This window comes from Shewanella sp. SR43-4 (assembly GCF_014163845.1).
Classification (GTDB): Bacteria; Pseudomonadota; Gammaproteobacteria; order Enterobacterales; family Shewanellaceae; genus Shewanella; species Shewanella vesiculosa.
Window position 1 is genome coordinate 463,534 of sequence record NZ_JACJEB010000001.1, and the last position, 19,154, is coordinate 482,687.

The window sequence follows — 19,154 nt, forward strand, 5'->3', positions numbered from 1 at the left end:
TCAGCCACACTAAAACAATAACTGGCTTTTATACCTAATCAACTAAGCATCATTAGGTTTAGAAGGAGGAGCAAAAATGAAAAAAATGAAACTTGCAGTCTGCCTTGCCACGCTAATGGGCACAGCAGGCCTAATGGGCAACGCTGTTGCGGCTGATAACTTAGCTGAATTCCATGAGCAAAACCAAGAGTGTGATAGCTGTCATACTCCAGATGGCGAGCTATCAAACGACAGCTTAACCTATGAAAATGCCCAATGTGTTTCTTGCCATGGCACTTTAGCTGAAGTGGCTGAAACCACAAAACATGAACATTACAATGCCCATGCTTCACATTTTCCCGGTGAAGTGGCTTGTACCTCATGTCACAGCGCGCACGAAAAATCGATGGTGTACTGTGATTCTTGCCACAGCTTCGATTTCAATATGCCATATGCTAAAAAATGGAAACGTGACGAACCCACTATTGCTGAACTGGCCAAAGATAAAACAGAACGTCAGGCTGCTCTTGCTAGTGCACCTCACGATACGGTTGATGTAGTGGTTGTCGGTTCTGGTGGCGCAGGTTTCTCTGCGGCAATATCGGCAACAGATAATGGTGCGAAAGTCATTCTGATTGAAAAAGAGCCTGTTATCGGCGGTAACGCTAAATTGGCTGCAGGTGGTATGAACGCTGCTTGGACTGATCAACAAAAAGCCAAAGAAATTAAAGATAGCCCTGAGCTAATGTTCAAAGACACCATGAAAGGCGGCCGTGATATAAACGATCCAGCATTAGTTGAAGTCTTAAGCTCACACTCTAAAGGCTCAGTTGATTGGATGACCAAAATGGGCGCCGATTTAACCGATGTTGGCATGATGGGTGGTGCATCGGTTAAGCGTGCACACCGTCCAACTGGTGGCGCAGGTGTGGGTGCTCATGTTGTTCAAGTGCTTTATGATAATGCCGTAAAACGCAATATCGACTTACGCATGAACACTCGTGGCATTGAAGTACTTAAAGATGACAGCGGCAAAGTGAAAGGTATTCTGGTTAAGGGAATGTATAAAGGTTACTACTGGGTGAAAGCCGATGCAGTCATCTTAGCAACGGGTGGTTTTGCTAAAAATAACGAACGTGTCGCTAAGCTTGATCCTTCATTAAAAGGCTTTATCTCTACTAACCAACCTGGTGCTGTAGGTGATGGTCTGGATGTGGCTGAAAATGCCGGTGGCGCTTTGAAAGACATGGAATACATCCAAGCTCATCCAACACTATCAGTAAAAGGTGGCGTAATGGTCACTGAAGCGGTACGTGGTAATGGTGCGATTTTGGTTAACCGTGAAGGTAAGCGTTTCGTCAACGAAATTACCACTCGTGATAAAGCCTCTGCGGCAATCTTAGCGCAAACGGGTAAATCAGCTTATTTGATTTTTGATGACTCTGTACGTAAATCACTGTCTAAAATCGATAAGTATATTGGTTTAGGTGTTGCACCATCGGCAGACAGCTTAGTGAAATTAGGCAAGATGGAAGGTATTGACGGTAAAGCGTTAACCGAAACAGTTGCACGTTATAATAGCTTAGTGAGCAGCGGTAAAGACACTGATTTTGAGCGTCCAAATCTACCTCGTGCACTAAACGAAGGTAACTACTATGCAATCGAAGTGACACCTGGGGTTCACCACACTATGGGTGGCGTGATGATCGACACTAAAACTGAAGTCATGAATGCTCAGAAACAGGTTATACCTGGCTTGTATGGCGCTGGTGAAGTCACTGGTGGTGTTCATGGTGCTAACCGCTTAGGTGGCAATGCAATTTCAGGCATCATCACCTTCGGTCGCTTAGCAGGTGAAGAAGCGGCAAAATATTCTAAAAAGAACTAATCGATTTAGAATTAACTGACTCGCTAGTATCAGTAAGCCACAGTTCATTACTGTGGCTTTTTTTATGCGTCAAGATCACCAAACCTGACCAATTAACGCGTCAATAGCGGGCCTGTTGCAAGTCTTCTCATGTAAAAAATAACGCAGTTAGCAAGGCAAAGGGCTGTTTGCGAGATATTTGTTATCCCGAGTTCAGATTAATTAATGCATAATCGATGGCACAGTAAATTTTGCATTAACTCACTAGCTAATATACAACGCTAACTTACAAAGCTATCAAAGGATAATAATGAAACAGTCTATAGTTCACATCGCGCTAGTGGTGAATGATTACGATGAAGCCATCGATTTTTATGTCAATAAATTGAAGTTTGAATTGATTGAAGACACCTATCAAGCAGAACAAGACAAACGCTGGGTTGTAGTCGCACCTCCGGGTTCAAACGGGGTATCTTTGCTGTTAGCGCGGGCATCCAAACCAGAGCAACATGATTTTATTGGTAACCAAGCTGGCGGACGGGTATTTCTTTTTTTGAATACCGATGACTTTTGGCGCGACTATAACCGCATGCAACTTGATGGGATTAAGTTTGTGCGCCCGCCTCAAGAGCAAGACTATGGCACTGTGGCGGTATTTGAAGATCTTTATGGCAATCTTTGGGATTTACTGCAGTTAAATGATAAACATCCGAAATAGATAATTAATCCATTCATAATTCCAGCAAAATTATAACGACACACTTGAGTCCTACACCGAGGGAATCAGCGTCGTTCACTTTATGCTGACAACCTAAACCACATATTGTTCAAGCTAACTGACATAAAAAAGCCAGTTGGATATTCCAACTGGCTTAACAAAACGTCACTCTATTTTAGAGCTAGTCTATATGCTGTAACCCAATTACAAAGCAAATTTATAGTAGACGTAAAAACGAGTGTCAGTTAGGTCATCGCCTGTAGAGTAATTAACAATGGCATGACGTGCGCGTACACTTAGACCATTTACAAACTGTGAAAGATCATAAGTAACAGACAAGTCGGTTTCATCAATGTCTTTGCTTGAATCACCATCTATTTGATAACTAGCCCAGTTAAGATATGTGCTCACACCACTGAGAGCTGAGTCAGGTGCAAAGTTGTATGCTAACTGAGCACCGTAACCTTCTTCATTAGCACGCGAAGACTGAACCACCTGCTGAATGATCACTTTTTCATCACCAAATGGGGCAACAACATCGCCATCACCGGTTTTTGCGTACTTAATCGTGGCATCAAACCCACTCCATTTCATCCCTAAATGGAACCCAGCCTGGTAAGTATCAAACTGTGCAGCGCTCTGATCTAGCTTACCTGTAGAGTCTTGTTTTAAATAAGACGGAATGAAGTACCAGTTGGCAGCGCCCATTTTACCGCTCATGTCCAATTTAACATGATACTGATTGTAAACGTCTTCCATGGAGTAGTACCACAGACTGGTTTTGGCTTTGACCGCATTCAACGGCAGATTGTAATCCAAACCTAAGGCGTAAATAGGATTGTCTTCAACATCGATGAAAACGCCCTTACGTGCAAATTCACCCCGGATACCATCAGCCACACTAGCAAACTCTTCGTTGGTCCAGCCCATGTAATCAGTGATATACAGCGCTGACACGCCCAAGTTCTCAATTGAGGTATTCTTAATACTGGCACCGCGATAGGTGAACGGGATTGCTCTTAATGGGAACGGGTTCATCATGGGAGTACGTAACTCTTGCGCACCAACCACTATTTTAGTGTCGTACCAGTTGCCGCTAACAAAGTACTCTTGCAAACGGTTAACAGATGTACGTTCAACCTTAGAGCCAGGCGCTCCACCACCAACAAGGCCATACAGACCATCATCGTTTGCATCCCAAATTGGGTTAGCTGAAGCAAATGAACTGCCAAAGCTTATACCGTTAGCTTCTCCGGATCGCAGGTAGAAAAGACCACCGAATGATGTATCACGTCGATCAGTACTATCGCCATCAAAGTTACGTTGGAAGTCAAATAATTGAAATTGACCATTTACACTGCCGTCATTAAATAAATTGGCCATTGGCTCGGCCGCAAAGGCTGGGCTTGCTGCTAGGCATGCCACAACCAAAGGTAGTAGTTTTGTTTTCATCATCATTTTTCTCATCCTAATTATTGTTAAGTTTTCTTATGGTCGAGATATTAAGGTGCCAAATGGCCGACTTATGGCACAACAAAGTCAAAACGAAGGTGGCAACTGCCACAGTAGTTCTCTGACTTTTGGTGTACGCTGTGACATTTAAGGCAGTCAGTTTCAGTGCCAAAATGACGATTTTCATGTGGATTTGTAGGTTTCACATTCTTGGTTTTGGCTGCTAGCTTTTGGGTGTTATGACATGTCACGCATTTAGACATAGTCACAGGTTCACGAATTTCAGCTTTACCGTGGCAGCTAGCACATTTGAGTCCTTTAGCCGCATGAGTTTGATCCAATAAGGTGTTATTGTTTGCCATTGCACCGCTTGCGAAAAAGCTCAATGCAAGACAAAGCATGATGTTGCGCAGTGTTAATTTCTTCATTGTGTTATTCCATTATTCATTGGGAAGGTTGCCAAGTGTCAGGCATCCATTTAACTGGGTGTTCGTTTTATAGCTTGGCCACATACCTACCTGCTAAGTAGCCAAACGTATAACAACGTCCTAGTGACAATCCGAATACAGTCAGTGGGTAATCAACGCCACCATAGAAGCCACCACCTAAGTTACCGATAACGAATAAGCCGCCAATTTTGTTGCCATCAGCATCAAGCGCTTGATGATTTTTATCGACTAGCATTCCTGAACAAAGGGTTGAGATACGCATGCGGCGGTGAATGCCATAGAAAGGGGCTTTAACAACAGGAAGCATTTTTGATGAAGGCTTACCAAAATCGTCATCTTTACCGGTTTTGCAAAGCTCGTTATAGCGCTTAACATTGGCAACGAAGGTTTTAGGGTCACATTCCAGTTTTACTGCAAGCTCTTCCAAGGTATTGGCTGAGTAGGTATTTGTCTGAGATGCAAACACGCCGACCTTAGGCGCTGGATCTTCAGGCATATAGATTTTCATTTCTTCAGGTGAGTACAGTTTTCCAGGCCAGTTAGCAGCTTGGTCCATGTAGTTAGAATCAAAGACTTGAGAGTAGTTACCCGCATTTTCTGCATCACGTAGGTAGTTATTCATCAATGACATTTCAACCGTTTCATTGACGAAACGATTACCTTTGCGGTTAACAGCAAGGAATGGCATATCACACATTGAAGCTGGACCGGCGTCAAAATCGTGCAACATTTTGGTATGACCGATAGGTTCGATTACGCCACCGGCCCAGTAAGCCATAGAGAAACCATCGCCAGTACGATCCATTTGCTTGCGTTCAAAATGCTTCAAATCAGGAATGAAGAAGTTACACATTGCTTCGTTATTCTGATAATCACCAGACGACAAAATCACACCTTTTTTAGCAAGGTATTTGTGGTATTTGCCATCACGGTCTTTGGCAATAACACCAATAACTTTGCCAGATTCATCTTGGATTAGTTGTTGTGCAGGCATGTTGAAGAAGAATTTAACACCCGCTTTTTCAGCTACTTTAGCTAAATCACGCATGCCGTCACCTGTGGTATATGGCTTAGGGCCACAAAATGAGGTCACAAAATTGAGCTTATGTTCAGTGACACCACGGATACCATGTTGCACTTTAGTGCCTTGGTCTACGATTTGCGCGCCACCTTTTTTAGCACGATCGATAACCCAAGAAACTGCCTCACCAGAGTTATACGCCCATTCTCTAACAAGTTCAGGGTGACAACGATGAGCACTGTCGCTCATTAAACGGCTAACCATGGCTTCGACACCAGCCTTATCGCTGTTGGCCAAATCAATACCAGAACCTGTGTTACCTTGAGAAACGACAATCGCTTGTTTTTGTAATACCGCAACTTTAGCGCCATTCTCCGCCGCTGATAGTGCTGCAGGAACACCTGAAGCACCCGCACCAACCACAACCACGTCGAACGTTTGTGTCGATACGATCAGTCTGTCAGAAATCGGTTTCGGCTTAGGCATAAACTCTAACGTTGCGCCGCCATCTGAACTTTTAGCTGCGTTTTGGCAGGCGTCATCTGTTGCAGCAGAAGCCATTCCGCCACTTAGGCCGGTAAATGCAACTGCGCCAGTACCTACTGCAGCACGAGTTAAAAAGCTACGTCGTGAAATACCATTTTGCAGGACATTCGCGGTGTATTGATCGATTGCTTCCGGCTTCTTTGAATCATTTACTCATTGTCATACTCCTTTTGCCCTCACTGTCACAATGGGTCCAACAGCATTAACTGCGATATTGAACCCGCTCATAACCGTACAGAGCTACTGTGTTCTACTTGCATCAAAAGTAGGGTTCGCTCAGAAAGTGGGGAAAAGTCTTAATATGATAATAGTTAATGTTAACCCCAAACTTGATACGTTAAATGTATGACATATTATATTACCCATAAAGGGATAGTTATTGCATCTTTGGAGTAGCTCTCAAAAAAAAGTGATTTTGTGACTTTCTAACAACAAAAATATAATAGGCATTACCGATGAGAGAAATTCAACAGATGAATATCAACAGAAAGCAAATAATCGAATTTGAGTCATATACTTACAAGCAGTTTTGACGCATAAATAAGAGCGGGAAAACAAGGATATTTCATCAGCATAACTATTAAGCATATGTATGAGCATGATAGAATATAAACCAGAACAAATTTAGGACACTGAACTTGGTTAACTTTACCTCCGTCAAACACATGAAAGCTTCCGATGAAATAGGAAACCAACTAAAGAATGCTATTTTTGAAGGTAAGTATTTAGCTGGTGATAAACTACCATCCGAACGAGAACTCATTGAATTGTTTCAAATAAGTCGCACTGTAGTGCGAGAAGCAATCAAAGGACTTGAAGCGAGTGGCCTTGTAGAAATTAAACAAGGTGCGATGGGTGGCGCTTTCGTAAAACTGATGACATTTGAACGACTGACTAATGTGTGTCAGGAATTGTTCCTCATGGAAAAAATGTCATTCGCCGAAGTCTGCGAGGCAAGATTACAAATTGAGCCTATGGTGGCTAAATTAGCAGCGCAAAATTGCACCCCTGAACTGGCAGAAAAATTACGTGAGGCCTCTCGCTGTGAAGAACACATATTAGACTATTCTGATACCGTTTATTCACGCCAGAAAGTGCATTATATTTTAGCTGATATGTCAGGAAATCGTTTTCTCGCGGCTATCGTCAAATCTCTGTTGCAAGTTATCAGTAATGCAACTTCAAAATTTGAACCTAGCCATGACAAAGTCCATCCAGTAGGCCTGCATGATGCAATTATTGCAGCGGTTATCGCACAAGACGGTCAACAAGCTGAGGCAGAAATGCGCACACACTTACAAGCATTTACCCTAAGGCTCAACGCTGTAGAAAAAGATTATAGAGACACTGAAAAATAAGCATTATTATACTGTACAGTCTTGATTATACGCAGGTTCATGTTTATTCATGAGCCTGTTTTTATACCCATAGTAAAACAAAGCTCAACAAGATTTGCAGCCTCTGTACAAAACACCTCAGCCAACCCAAATGACATTATCACATTGCTAGCAAAGTATTTATCTTAGTTAAAAGCTGTTTAAATTTCAGTTTTGTCAAACCAACTGCGATCTATTTCCCAACAATGTAGAAACTGAGACCCATTAGTCATTAAATTCTTATCAGTATTTACCCTGAAAATCATATGTTATACGTTTAACATATTACCATTCAGGTATAGACAATGAGGATTAATATGAAAACGGAAAATCTATGGATTCCCTTAGCTTTAGCACCTTTGTGTATTGCTCTTTACGGCTGCAATAGTGACTCATCTTCGGAAGGCATTCCACAACTTGAGGCCGCCATACCTGCAAGTATCACCAGTTGTGCCACACTCGCAACTGAGTTCAATTATGCCGACACTACAATTATCAGTGCAGAACTTATCCCCGCGGGTGATGTGGAATATGACGCAGGCGAAATTTACCCGTCTCCTTCACATTGTTTAATCACAGGGAAAATGAACGAAAGAACTGGCATAGGGATGGATGGTGATGCCGAGTACGCTATTGGTTTTGAAATGCGTTTACCGTCAGACTGGAATGGCCGTTTTTATTACCAAGCCAATGGCGGCTTAGATGGTAAAGTGCAAAAAGCCGTTGGTCGTTTCCTTACATCTGCAAGCAAGGATTCTGGTGCGCTAAACAAAGGCTTTGCAGTCATCAGTTCCGACACCGGACACGCATCAGCAACACCCATGTTTGGGCTAGATCCTCAGGCACGCTTAGATTATGGCTACAATGCGGTTGCCGAACTCACGCCAATGGCTAAATCTTTAATTGAAACCGCGTATGGTAAACAGCCTGATCGTTCTTACTTTGGAGGTTGCTCAAATGGTGGACGCCATACCATGGTTGCCGCAACACGCTATGCCGATTTATATGATGGTTTCTTAGTGGGTAACCCAGGGTTCAACTTACCCAAAGCAGCTGTTTCACAGCTTTATGGTATTCAGCAATATTCAAGCCTAGTAGATATTGACGTCGAAAATGTGCTCGCATCTTTACAAAATGGCTTCACCCAAGAAGAGTTTGCACTCGTTGCAAGTAAAGTCGCACAGCAATGTGATGCATTAGATGGTGCAAGCGACGGAATGGTACAAGATACTTATGGTTGCCAAGATGCATTTGATTTAGATCGAGATGTGCCAACCTGTCCAGCTGACCGAGATGGCACATGTTTAACTGCTGCGCAGAAGTCTGTAATGACAAACATTATGTCTGGGCCACGTAATAGCAATACAGATGCGGCCATTTATTCAGACTTCCCCTATGATGCAGGCATGGGCACCAATGATTATTATAACTGGGAATTTTTCATGGCGATGATGAGAGATCCAGGCGCTGTGGCATTTATATTCTCAACCGCACCAACCCCTTATAATGGTTCAACGGAACTCGGTGCATATGAATTTGTGATGCCTTTTGATATGGATACCGATGTTGAGCGTATTTATGCGATTGATGATACTTACACCCAGTCAGGAATGACATTCATGACACCACCAAATCCAACTGATCTAACTGTATTGAGAGATCGAGGCGCTAAGATAATGGTCGTTCATGGTACTTCTGACGCAGTATTTTCACCTAACGATACAGTTAACTGGTACAAAGGCTTGCAAAACGTCAATGAAAATCAAGCCGACGAGTTTGCTCGCTTATATTTAGTCCCTGGTATGAACCATTGCGGTAAGGGGTTAGCTACAGACCGCTTTGATATGCTTGACTCTCTCGTTGCATGGGTAGAACAAGGGCAAGCACCTGAGAGCATAAATGCTTCTGTTCGTTCTGAAAATACTGAGTTACCCGCTAACTGGTCTAAAACACGGACAAGACCATTATGCCCTTTCCCACAAGTGGCAACCTATAGCGGTACAGGTAACATGGAAGATGCAGTTAACTTTATCTGCGTGACTCCTGAGCAATAGAAACAATAAGCAACATAATGACGCACTAGATTGTGGAACAAGATATCCATCACTGTAACGCATTTGGGCACCTCTTTATTTAATAGCTAACAAGTAAAAGGAGCATTCTATGCTCCTTTTACTTGTTAAAACCTGCGACTTAATTTATTCAGCAAACCGCAGGCTAAATTCTTGAATGCGTTGTGCATTGACACCGCGATCGCCGATTCCAACCCGCGATACACTGCGTAAATCAATACGGCTACCCTGCTCTAATACAGACACGACCACAACAATATCGTCTGCGAAGTTAAAAAATGGGGTTCTTGAGGTACTTTCAAAACGACGTGCCTTTGGGTCTTGAGCGACAATAGTCCAACCCATTGACTCCGCAACCATAAGTGCCTTTTGATAAGCCGCATCAGCGGTTAAGTCTGACACTATAGGGTTAATATTAGGAAAAGCTTGCAGTTGCTGCGCAGCGATTTCGGGTCCACCATAAACTAAGCTGTTTTTAGCGCCTTCACGGCTGTCAGTTAAAAATTCAAATTGCGGTGGCGATTGGGTATTAGTGGTTATATCGTGAATAGGTGGGTATTTAACTGGCTCAATAACCAATGCCACAATACTCGGCGCCAATATGCCTAATCCAAGCACTAATGCTATGGTCGAATTGATAAGCCCTCTACCCTTAGCACGACTGTTTTGCTTAATGGTAAAGCTGGTAATTAATGCAACTAACCCAATCACGACGACAACATATCCCAGCAAGTTATTGTAATTACGGCTGGCCATGAAGCCGACTATGGGATCCCATAATCCTATTGTCGATCCAAATACCATTAATACGGCAAGTGCTACTGCAACCAATGCCACCACTAACGCAATATTACTTAAACTGCTTTTTTGCATCACATTCATCCTTTAGGTAATCCTAATTTATCTCACTCAACTTACATTGACCTGAATTTGTGCTAATAAATTTCTCAAACAACAAAAAAATATTCTGACTCAATAAGATAAGCTCGAACCGTTTACTGACTTAACCAGTGTTGTTTCGCTTTACTCACCCGTATTAGGATCAAGCGCTAAACGACGCATGGTACGAATTAAATTACTTCTATCTAGCTTTAAGGACCTTGCAACTGCAGCTAAGTTACCTCGCTCAGTCACGAATACTGTTTGTATGACTTGCCGCTGATACTCATCGGTGGCATCACGCAGTCCTTGGGTTATCACTTGGGATAACCTAGCCGTTGAATCATTGGTGGATTGATTCTCCATCGCGGTTTGCTGTGGTGCTTCAGAATGACTCGCCATAAACTCTGACCCCAGATGCACAGGGCTAATACTAATAATACTAGCATGACGACCTTGTTCACTAATGGCCCTTAAGGCAGCGCGACTAAGCAAGTGCTCTAACTCACGCACATTGCCAGGCCAATGATATTGGGCTAATTGATTAATCGCGCTTTGTTGCAACCTCAGTTTCGCGACCCCAAGTTGATGTTGGCTTTTTTCTAAAAAATAGCCTGCCAATAAAATAACGTCTTTACCGCGATCTCGTAATGCTGGCACAGGCAGTGGATAAACACTTAAACGATGATACAAGTCAGCTCTAAACCTACCTTCTTTAACTTCTAGCTGCAAATTACGATTAGTTGCAGCAATAATTCTGACATCCACCACAATAATATTGTCGCTACCAACACGCTGAATTTCACCATTTTGCAATGCACGCAATAACTTAGCTTGTACCGCTAACGGTAATTCACCCACTTCATCTAAAAATAATGTGCCGCCATCGGCCAGCTCAAAGCGGCCCCGACGATCGCTTACCGCACCAGAATAGGCACCTTTTACATGACCAAAGAGTTCACTTTCAACGATGCTTTCTGGCAGTGCTGCACAGTTAATTTGTACTAACGGTTGCTCGCTACGACGTGATTGTTGATGAATGCTTTTGGCAACCAACTCTTTACCCACACCAGTTTCCCCGGTAATTAATACCGATAGATCGCTGGCGGCAACAGTATTTATCTCTGACAATAAATCCGTAATTGCGCCACTGTTACCAATAATGCTCGACGGCCCTGCAGTCGCTAACATGCACTGTGCCACTTGATGATTACGTTCAACTTGAATTTCTAACGCTTCAATATGTTCACTGGTACTAATCGCAGCGGCCACAGCAGCAATATAAGCACGGGTTTCGGTTGGATTAAGCGAATCAAAACTACCTGCTTGCATAGCGTCTAAGGTTAAAACGCCCCAGGCTTTACCATCGATATAAATGGTGCTACCCATGCAGTCATGCACGTGCAATTGTTCACTGCCATCATCGACTAAACCGTCATAGGGATCGGGCAGTGTTGAGTCGGCATCGAAGCGGGTAACGTGTGGGTTAGCTAAAATTTGCTGCAAGCGTGGATGGTGGTTAATCGAAAATTGTCGCGCTAACGCTTCTTGCTTTAAGCCCACCACAGCTACAGGCACCAAATGATCCTGTTTAAGCTTCAGTAAGGCTACAACATCGCACGGAATGGCGCGTTGAATCGCTAAAATCAGCCGCAAGTAACGCTCCGATTTTATCAAGTCACGATTTAAGTCTTCTACAATGTCGATAAAGGGAACAATATTCATAATAAGTCAAATAAACCTAATTTAGGTTAATTTGACACACTTACCGATCTAGGTCAATTTAACCTTTATTAAATTTATATGTTTAAAATCAGTGTGATAAATGTTGGCACGTTCTGTGTAATGTCTAGGTATACAAGGTAATTGATTGAAGCTTATCGCTATTTACTCCCCAAAAAGGAATCATGAATGTTAGACACTGCAACTGTTCAAATTATTAAGGCCACTGTCCCCGCGTTACAACTTTACGCCAATGACATTACCAGCCATTTCTATCCATTACTGTTTGCCCAGCATCCTGAAGTATTGCCTTATTTCAATCAAACTAACCAAGCTAAAGGCACTCAACCTAAAGCACTGGCTAACGCTGTGATTGCTTATGGTGCCAATATTGATGAACTAGGTAATTTAAGCGCTGCGGTCAGTAAAATTGTCCAAAAGCATACCGCACTAGGTATATTGCCGCACCAATATGATGCGGTTGGCAGCTGTTTATTACAGGCCATTAAAGCCGTACTCGGCGATGCTGCAACAGACGAAGTGATTGATGCTTGGGCCAAAGCTTACGGTCAGTTAGCCAACATATTAATTGCGGCTGAAGAGTCAATTTATACACAGAACGAACAGAAAACTGGTGGCTGGCGCGGCGATCGTGAGTTTATTTTAATAAAACGTGTAGATGAAAGTTCAGTGATTACCTCATTCTACTTTCAACCATTTGATGATAAAGGTTTGCCAAGCTTTGAAGCCGGTCAATTTCTAACCTTAGTATTTGATGATATCGATGGCGTATCAATGCGTCGTAACTACAGTTTATCTGACGCGGCAGGCAAAGATTACTTAAGAATTAGCGTCAAGCGTGAACCTAATGGTGTGGTATCAAATCACTTACATAACCACATTCAGTTAGGTGATAAAGTCAAATTACGTGCCCCCAGTGGCGATTTTACTTTACGTAAAAATACCAAACCATTAATTTTACTCACCGGCGGTGTGGGCATTACGCCTGCGATTAGTATGCTCAATACTGAAGCTGGTTCAGGCCGCGATATTCGCTTTATTCATGCGGCTCTTAATAGTGATGTCCATGCGTTTAAACACCATGTTGATCAACTTGCCTCAATCCATGATCACATCAAGCCGCTGTATGTTTACAGCCAACCAGAACAATATTGCCAACCTCATGCGACAGGCTTCATTGATGCATCATTGATTGCAGAGCAACTGCCTGCAGACCGCGATGTAGAATTTTACCTACTTGGCCCTACTGGCTTTATGAAAGCAGCATTAGCTATCGCCACCAGCTTAGGTATACCAGAAAACCAAATTCATTATGAATTCTTTGGCCCAACTGAAGCATTAAGCGCTTAATCACCCAATAAACCCGTAAGATAGAAAAAGCCCTGAGTGTTAACTCAGGGCTTTTTAGTTATTGATAAAAAACGATTAAACCTATGGCTGGAGATGTCCTAAAACGGGATATCGTCATCCCAATCTTCATCTTCTCAATGATTAAATACTCTATTAACTTAAATAAACTGGATAGCACACATGGTTAAGTCATCCTGAAATTCTGAAAAACCGCAAAATAGTTTCATTTGCTGTTCAAGATACTCCAGCATAGCTTCGGGTTCATCGGGGGCGGCACTAATGGCTTTTTCTAAGCGATCAAAGCCAAATAGCTCTTTTTGGGCATTTTGAGTTTCGATGACAACATCAGTATAAACAAACAAGATATCACCAACATCCACGCTAACCCTGTAGGTATCCCAATTTTGCTCACGCAATACACCTATCGGTATCCCGCCCTGATCTAGAGCAACCAGTCGATTGGCTTTTTTCAAGTACGCATGCGGATGGCCAGCATTGGCATAAATGAGTTCTTTGTCTTTACAATTATAACGAAGCACTGTGGCGGTTAAAAAACTGCCGCGGGGCTTTTTAGTGAAAAAGTGTTGATTGATATAATTGAGTACTTCTGAAGAGCTACTGGATAAGTTCTTCGGCTCAAAGGTGCGTAAAATCGCATCTATCATTGCTGTCTCTACGGCAGCGGCTGGGCCATGCCCCGATACGTCGGCAATAATCATTCCTATATCACCTTGAATGTCAGGACGACTTTTACCGAGATCGACAATATCTAAATAATCGCCACCAGCGCCTTTCATTGCTTTGTAGGTGTAGGCCATTTTAACGGAGCTTAGTTCAATACCTTTGTCTGGCAACATTAGCTGTTGTAAGCGGGTAATCTCTTCTATCTCATCGCGGATCCATACTTGAGCGGCATTGAGCTGTGAAGATGCTTCAGAGAATTGAAAACTTTTTAGCTGATATAAAAGCTTGAAATACAATGCACTAACATGATGCGACTCTACATTGGCAGGCAAATCGAGCAAAATGATACAGTCAAATAAGCTCGAATCTTTACCAAAAGGCAGTGCCCAAGACGTCTTGCCATCATCATTTAATGGCAATATCTCAATGGTACTGTGCTGTAACGACAATGCTTGAAACTGTTTATACAGGTTAGTGTAATGTTGATCACACAAGGATGAAAAATTACAGCTAATTTGGCCATTTTTCTTAATGAGATAATAATTAAACTCAGTTAACGTGAGCGCCAAGGTGGTTTTAAACCACAAGGTTTCATCAATGATATTATTAGCTAATGCTCTGTCTATACTCAAAGGGAAGACCTTACTTTTGGGCTAATTTAGCAGCAAGGGCTTCATTTAAACCAGAAACACCACTTTTCTTTAAGGTACTTTGATAGTCTTTACTAAAGGTACGGATCATTGATAAACCTTCCGCTACAAAGTCGTAAATTTTCCATTCATCATTGCGCTGATAAAGCTGGTAAGAAACTGGAATGATATTGTCTTTGGTATGTATGTCGGTATCTACCGTTGCATAGACTTTTTTCTTGATGGTCTCGCCAGTGTAAGCAACGGTTTCATTATCATATTTTTCTAACAATACAATATAAGTATCGACTAAAACGCCTTTTAACAACACCATAAATTGACGCTTTTCGCTGTCGCTGGCTTCTCTCCAATACTTACCTAATACGCGTTGCGCAGACGCTTGAATATCCACATGCTTTTCAATCACATCACTGAGCAATTGTTTTTTTTGTTCAACCGACAAAGCACTATCAGAAGCAATACTAATGATATCTGACACACCCAATTTAACCCGATCTGTCGGTCCTTGTGCTGCTAAAGCTACAGACGGCATCACTAACATTATGATTAAAGCTATTATCGATTTCATTATTTATCCTGACTAAACATATATTTACTAACTAATTCTTCGATGCTAATTGATGATTCTGTATCAATAAACTCATCACCATCTTCCATATTGATGTCTGATCCACCGCTGGATATTTTAAGAAACCTGTCACCGATAATCCCAGATGTACGAATAGACGCGACGGAATCATCTGGCACAGTAATGCTGTTGTCTAATGACACTGTAACCACAGATTCATACGCTTTAGGGTCGTACTTAATCGATTTAATTAACCCAACCCTTACACCGGACATTTCAACAAAAGCCCCCTCTTTTAAACCTGAAGAGTTTTCAAATTTAGCGACTAAAGTATATTGACCGCTATTAGAAATAGATGCCCCGCCAATGGTAACAGACATAAATACCAAGGCTCCAATCCCGCACAGCACAAACAGGCCGACGAGAAAATTGACGTAATTGTTTTTCATTGTTACCTCGAGTTATAGCGCTAATGAGCTAACGATGTAGTCACTAAATAGCATAATAATTGCACTCATTACCACTGCCTGAGTGGTGCCATTACTGACGCCTTCAGCGCCCATATTTTTTTGATTCAGGTGTAAGTAAAAGCCGTAATACAAAGGTATCCACATAATAAATAAACCAAATACCAACGACTTTATTTGACCAACCAGCACATCTTTAAAGCTAATCGTATCCAGCACACCTTGAATATATGCACCGGGGTTTTCGCCTTGGATGTGAACGCCAACGATATAACCACCGCTTATCCCAACCAGGTCGAACACTGCCGTTAGAATAGGCACACAAATTAACGCAGCAAGTAAACGTGGCAACATTACATAGCGATAGCTGTTAATCGCCATGCAATCAAGCGCATCAAACTGCTGCTCATTGCGCATAATACCAATTTCAGAGCAGGTAGCAGAGCCTACTCGCGCAATCAGCATCAATGCAGTCATTACCGGGCCCAGTTCTTTAATCAAACTCAAGGCCACTGCCGAACCCAACAAATCCACCGATCCAAAGCGCACTAAGGTGTCGTAAAATTGCAGCGCCACCACCATGCCAGTAAATAATGCTGCGACAATAATGACGATTAAAGACCGATTACCGATAAAGTATATTTGCTTGAGCACTTGTTTAAATGACACCAGCCCAGTAAATAGGCTGCTGACAATGCGCAGTAAAAACATTGTCGCTAGGCCTAAACTGTCGATATTTTTTCGTGTTGCGGCGCCCAGATTACTGATCGCATTAAATAAGGCGGTCATTAAATATTGTCCTTATCTAACAGTCGATTGAAGTAAACCTCGCCATCGTCTCGGTAAGTATTAGGTTGGCGGTTAATCATATTTTGAATACGTTCATCTGGCGAATTTTTAATCTCGTCAACCGTGCCATTTGCCACGACTTCGCCGTTAAACAAAACCACCACACGATCGGCAATTTTAAACACACTTTCAAGCTCATGAGTCACCACCACTATGGTCATGTTCATAGCATCTCTTAAGGTTAAAATAAGCTCATCCAACTCTACTGCGGTAGTCGGATCTAGTCCTGCCGACGGTTCATCAAAAAATAGTAACTTAGGGTCCATGATAACCGCTCTAGCTAAGCCGGCACGCTTTAACATGCCACCCGATAATTCAGAGGGCATCATATGACCAGTGCCGGCCATATTCATGAGTTCAAGCTTCATCCGCACCATAATATCGATAGTTTGGGTGTCTAAAGAAGTATTCTGCTCTAAGGGTAACCTGACATTATCGGCCACAGTCAACGAGCTCAGCAGTGCGCCACCTTGAAAAGCGACACCCATTTTTTGACGTAAATGACGTAATTGTTTACTTTTAGCCGTAAAAATATTCACACCATCAATCATGATAGTGCCAGAAACCGGTGTTTTAAGCCCAAGAATATGATTGAGTAAAGTACTTTTACCTGAGCCAGAACCGCCCATCACCACCAGAATCTCTCCGGGGTTGACCTCTAAATTGACATCCTTAAGTACTTGGGTGTCACCATACTGGGCAAACAAATGCTCTACGGTAATAATAGGCTTAACCATTGTGAGTTACAGCACCTACTGAATCCGCTAAGTTAAACACTGTGTTTAAGCGGGTTAATTGCAATACTTGAAGCGGCGAACCATTAGCACCAACAATATGAAACTCAGTATGGTTTTCTTTGGCCTCATTAAACGCCTCAACTAATGACGCCATTCCTGAGCTATCGATATATTGCAGATGGGTAAAATCGACAATAACGTTATTTTTACTCTTAATTAATTTGATGATGTCGAGTTTAATGCTGCGTGAATTGCTCAGATCGACTTCACCATAAAGCTTAACGACTTGATAATTATTTTGTTGCTCAATTTCAATATTCATTTCATATCACTCAAATTTAACCGTCAATTCTAACCAATTACCTTTACCTTTATGTGGGAGCAATCTTACGGTTTCTGCCACATAATGGATCAAGCAAAGGCCTAGGCCACCCGGTTCACATAAATTATTTTCTGGCGGTATTAATTGTTTATCAGTAATCTGCGAACACACATCTTTAATCACAAATCGCGCGTGTTCATGGTCACTGCTGATCTCTATCTCTAAACAGCCTTTTTTCGACATGTGGTAACCATGGCGAATCACATTGGCGCAAGCCTCATCAACGGCTAATACGATTTCATTAACTTTATCTTCGCGAAAGGGAAAGTCTTGGCAAGCATGTTCCACAAATTGGCGAATATTTTTTAATTCACTTGTACAAGATGAAAACGTTTTGATGTTTGACATGGGCTAGTCCGTATTTTTTATATCAGTTTGATCGCCTATTTTTTTATCTACTGGAGCTTCATCTAATAGCTCATCATCTAATAGTTCGTCATCGAACTCTAGATCAAATTCTTCTGTATCAGCCTCATCTACTTTTCCGTCACTGACTAAGTGCGCATCTCGCTGTAGATAGACATCTTTAACATAGCCATAAGGATCTAATGACTTATCTAAGATAGGTTCATATTGCTGAAATTCAATCCTACTGTCTAACCCTTCAAGAACAAATTTCCCCGCTCTTTGCTCAAATGTCAGAATAGACAAGGGATAGACAAAAATATCAACAAAATCACCGACGGTATTACGTGCCGTGCTGGCCCCATAAACAGGCCACATAATGAATGGTCCATTACCTATCCCCCAAACACCAAAGGTTTGTGCGAATGTTTCTTCTTTTTTAGCCAGTCCCATGTCTGTAGCAGGATCAAAAATACCGACTAAGCCGATTGTTGTGTTGACGACAAAACGTAACACACTACTGCCACTGTCAGTCACTTTCCATTGCAAGAGGTTATTTAATGCGTAAAGCGGTTCACTGAGATTTGATAAAAGGTTAGTCACACCTTGTCGGATAGGCTGAGGAACGTTTTCATAGCCTTGGGCTGCTGGTTTTAACGCATATTTATCCATAACCTGGTAATTAAAATCCCAGCTTTTTCGATTAACCGCTTCGAACGGATCGCCCGGTGTTGAGGTACTAGCACACCCACTTAACAAGAGTAAAGTGCCTATAATCACAACTAATCGCCCCATCAATTCCACTCATAACTCCAGCTTTTAAATTGAAAAAATCTGCTACCTATATTGGTAGTGAGCATTATATTTAGCTCAGCTAATTGTGCTCAAGATTGAAAATATAACATTAAAACCATGCAAACGATAAATACAATTTGATTGATCGTTCAAAAATAATTTATTCGATCATTGAGTTCACAATATGCAACCGCTCATCAATCAAGGCATCAGTAGGCTTACTAT

At 42.1% G+C, this 19,154-nt stretch carries 18 protein-coding genes; 5 read left to right on the forward strand and 13 right to left on the reverse strand.

Going from position 1 to position 19,154, the window contains the following annotated elements; genetic code table 11:
• Positions 1 to 76: 76 nt before the first annotated feature.
• Together H5123_RS02085 and H5123_RS02090 are read left to right on the forward strand one after the other, a co-directional pair.
• Complete coding sequence (locus H5123_RS02085; protein ID WP_182696866.1) at positions 77 to 1,867, forward strand: flavocytochrome c; 1,791 nt, start codon at positions 77 to 79, stop codon at positions 1,865 to 1,867.
• Between the two features lie 289 nt (positions 1,868 to 2,156).
• Entirely contained in the window at positions 2,157 to 2,564 is a 408-nt protein-coding gene (locus H5123_RS02090; RefSeq protein WP_124015268.1) for a VOC family protein, read from the forward strand.
• Positions 2,565 to 2,768: 204 nt separating this feature from the next.
• Here H5123_RS02090 and H5123_RS02095 read toward each other — a convergent pair whose 3' ends face one another.
• The 3 genes from H5123_RS02095 to H5123_RS02105 form a co-directional block, all read right to left on the reverse strand.
• Positions 2,769 to 4,022: an OprD family outer membrane porin gene (locus tag H5123_RS02095; RefSeq protein ID WP_124015269.1), complete on the reverse strand. Its 1,254-nt coding sequence runs from the start codon at positions 4,020 to 4,022 to the stop codon at positions 2,769 to 2,771.
• 65 nt (positions 4,023 to 4,087) lie between these two features.
• A complete protein-coding gene (locus H5123_RS02100) occupies positions 4,088 to 4,444 on the reverse strand; it encodes a cytochrome c3 family protein (RefSeq protein WP_124015270.1) in 357 nt (118 codons plus the stop codon).
• A 67-nt stretch (positions 4,445 to 4,511) separates the two neighbouring features.
• Entirely contained in the window at positions 4,512 to 6,158 is a 1,647-nt protein-coding gene (locus tag H5123_RS02105; protein WP_182696910.1) for an FAD-binding protein, read from the reverse strand.
• 512 nt (positions 6,159 to 6,670) lie between these two features.
• Between H5123_RS02105 and H5123_RS02110 the strand changes: the two genes are divergently transcribed.
• Together H5123_RS02110 and H5123_RS02115 are read left to right on the forward strand one after the other, a co-directional pair.
• Positions 6,671 to 7,390: a FadR/GntR family transcriptional regulator gene (locus tag H5123_RS02110; RefSeq protein ID WP_310736127.1), complete on the forward strand. Its 720-nt coding sequence runs from the start codon at positions 6,671 to 6,673 to the stop codon at positions 7,388 to 7,390.
• A gap of 335 nt (positions 7,391 to 7,725) precedes the next feature.
• The gene (locus tag H5123_RS02115; RefSeq protein WP_182696867.1) at positions 7,726 to 9,462 is read left to right on the forward strand and encodes a tannase/feruloyl esterase family alpha/beta hydrolase; all 1,737 of its coding nucleotides are present in this window, start codon (positions 7,726 to 7,728) and stop codon (positions 9,460 to 9,462) included.
• 144 nt (positions 9,463 to 9,606) lie between these two features.
• Here H5123_RS02115 and H5123_RS02120 read toward each other — a convergent pair whose 3' ends face one another.
• Both H5123_RS02120 and norR read right to left on the reverse strand, forming a co-directional pair.
• On the reverse strand, positions 9,607 to 10,353 hold the full coding sequence (locus H5123_RS02120) for a DUF1499 domain-containing protein (RefSeq protein WP_235781718.1): 747 nt from the start codon (positions 10,351 to 10,353) through the stop codon (positions 9,607 to 9,609).
• Between the two features lie 150 nt (positions 10,354 to 10,503).
• Positions 10,504 to 12,084, reverse strand: a complete 1,581-nt coding sequence (gene norR, locus H5123_RS02125) for a nitric oxide reductase transcriptional regulator NorR (protein WP_182696868.1) — start codon at positions 12,082 to 12,084, stop codon at positions 10,504 to 10,506.
• A 186-nt stretch (positions 12,085 to 12,270) separates the two neighbouring features.
• On the opposite strand from norR, the gene hmpA reads away from it, so the two are divergent.
• Entirely contained in the window at positions 12,271 to 13,452 is a 1,182-nt protein-coding gene (gene hmpA / locus H5123_RS02130; protein WP_182696869.1) for an NO-inducible flavohemoprotein, read from the forward strand.
• Positions 13,453 to 13,610: 158 nt separating this feature from the next.
• On the opposite strand, the gene H5123_RS02135 is transcribed toward hmpA, so the two are convergent.
• Genes H5123_RS02135 through H5123_RS02170 form a run of 8 tightly spaced genes read right to left on the reverse strand, consistent with a single transcriptional unit; the run spans position 13,611 to position 18,914 of the window.
• Positions 13,611 to 14,768, reverse strand: a complete 1,158-nt coding sequence (locus H5123_RS02135; protein WP_182696870.1) for a PP2C family protein-serine/threonine phosphatase — start codon at positions 14,766 to 14,768, stop codon at positions 13,611 to 13,613.
• Between the two features lie 10 nt (positions 14,769 to 14,778).
• Entirely contained in the window at positions 14,779 to 15,354 is a 576-nt protein-coding gene (locus tag H5123_RS02140; protein WP_182696871.1) for a phospholipid-binding protein MlaC, read from the reverse strand.
• Positions 15,354 to 15,803: an outer membrane lipid asymmetry maintenance protein MlaD gene (gene mlaD / locus H5123_RS02145; protein WP_124015279.1), complete on the reverse strand. Its 450-nt coding sequence runs from the start codon at positions 15,801 to 15,803 to the stop codon at positions 15,354 to 15,356. Before mlaD ends, H5123_RS02140 begins: the two co-directional genes overlap by 1 nt.
• A gap of 12 nt (positions 15,804 to 15,815) precedes the next feature.
• Positions 15,816 to 16,610, reverse strand: coding sequence for an ABC transporter permease (locus H5123_RS02150; RefSeq protein ID WP_182696872.1), 795 nt, complete (start codon positions 16,608 to 16,610; stop codon positions 15,816 to 15,818).
• A complete protein-coding gene (locus H5123_RS02155) occupies positions 16,610 to 17,407 on the reverse strand; it encodes an ABC transporter ATP-binding protein (RefSeq protein ID WP_182696873.1) in 798 nt (265 codons plus the stop codon). The genes H5123_RS02150 and H5123_RS02155 overlap by 1 nt, the downstream gene beginning before the upstream one ends.
• Positions 17,400 to 17,729: an STAS domain-containing protein gene (locus H5123_RS02160; RefSeq protein WP_124015282.1), complete on the reverse strand. Its 330-nt coding sequence runs from the start codon at positions 17,727 to 17,729 to the stop codon at positions 17,400 to 17,402. Before H5123_RS02160 ends, H5123_RS02155 begins: the two co-directional genes overlap by 8 nt.
• Positions 17,730 to 17,735: 6 nt before the next feature.
• Positions 17,736 to 18,137, reverse strand: coding sequence for an ATP-binding protein (locus H5123_RS02165; RefSeq protein WP_124015283.1), 402 nt, complete (start codon positions 18,135 to 18,137; stop codon positions 17,736 to 17,738).
• Positions 18,138 to 18,140: 3 nt separating this feature from the next.
• On the reverse strand, positions 18,141 to 18,914 hold the full coding sequence (locus H5123_RS02170) for a VacJ family lipoprotein (RefSeq protein WP_182696874.1): 774 nt from the start codon (positions 18,912 to 18,914) through the stop codon (positions 18,141 to 18,143).
• Positions 18,915 to 19,154: the final 240 nt, after the last annotated feature.

Coding starts and splice junctions, on each gene's coding strand:
- H5123_RS02085 (WP_182696866.1), top strand. CDS start 77: ATGAAAAAAATGAAACTTGCAGTCTGCCTTGCCACGCTAATGGGCACA.
- H5123_RS02090 (WP_124015268.1), top strand. CDS start 2,157: ATGAAACAGTCTATAGTTCACATCGCGCTAGTGGTGAATGATTACGAT.
- H5123_RS02095 (WP_124015269.1), bottom strand. CDS start 4,022: ATGATGATGAAAACAAAACTACTACCTTTGGTTGTGGCATGCCTAGCA.
- H5123_RS02100 (WP_124015270.1), bottom strand. CDS start 4,444: ATGAAGAAATTAACACTGCGCAACATCATGCTTTGTCTTGCATTGAGC.
- H5123_RS02115 (WP_182696867.1), top strand. CDS start 7,726: ATGAAAACGGAAAATCTATGGATTCCCTTAGCTTTAGCACCTTTGTGT.
- H5123_RS02120 (WP_235781718.1), bottom strand. CDS start 10,353: ATGCAAAAAAGCAGTTTAAGTAATATTGCGTTAGTGGTGGCATTGGTT.
- norR (WP_182696868.1), bottom strand. CDS start 12,084: ATGAATATTGTTCCCTTTATCGACATTGTAGAAGACTTAAATCGTGAC.
- hmpA (WP_182696869.1), top strand. CDS start 12,271: ATGTTAGACACTGCAACTGTTCAAATTATTAAGGCCACTGTCCCCGCG.
- H5123_RS02140 (WP_182696871.1), bottom strand. CDS start 15,354: ATGAAATCGATAATAGCTTTAATCATAATGTTAGTGATGCCGTCTGTA.
- mlaD (WP_124015279.1), bottom strand. CDS start 15,803: ATGAAAAACAATTACGTCAATTTTCTCGTCGGCCTGTTTGTGCTGTGC.
- H5123_RS02150 (WP_182696872.1), bottom strand. CDS start 16,610: ATGACCGCCTTATTTAATGCGATCAGTAATCTGGGCGCCGCAACACGA.
- H5123_RS02155 (WP_182696873.1), bottom strand. CDS start 17,407: ATGGTTAAGCCTATTATTACCGTAGAGCATTTGTTTGCCCAGTATGGT.
- H5123_RS02160 (WP_124015282.1), bottom strand. CDS start 17,729: ATGAATATTGAAATTGAGCAACAAAATAATTATCAAGTCGTTAAGCTT.
- H5123_RS02165 (WP_124015283.1), bottom strand. CDS start 18,137: ATGTCAAACATCAAAACGTTTTCATCTTGTACAAGTGAATTAAAAAAT.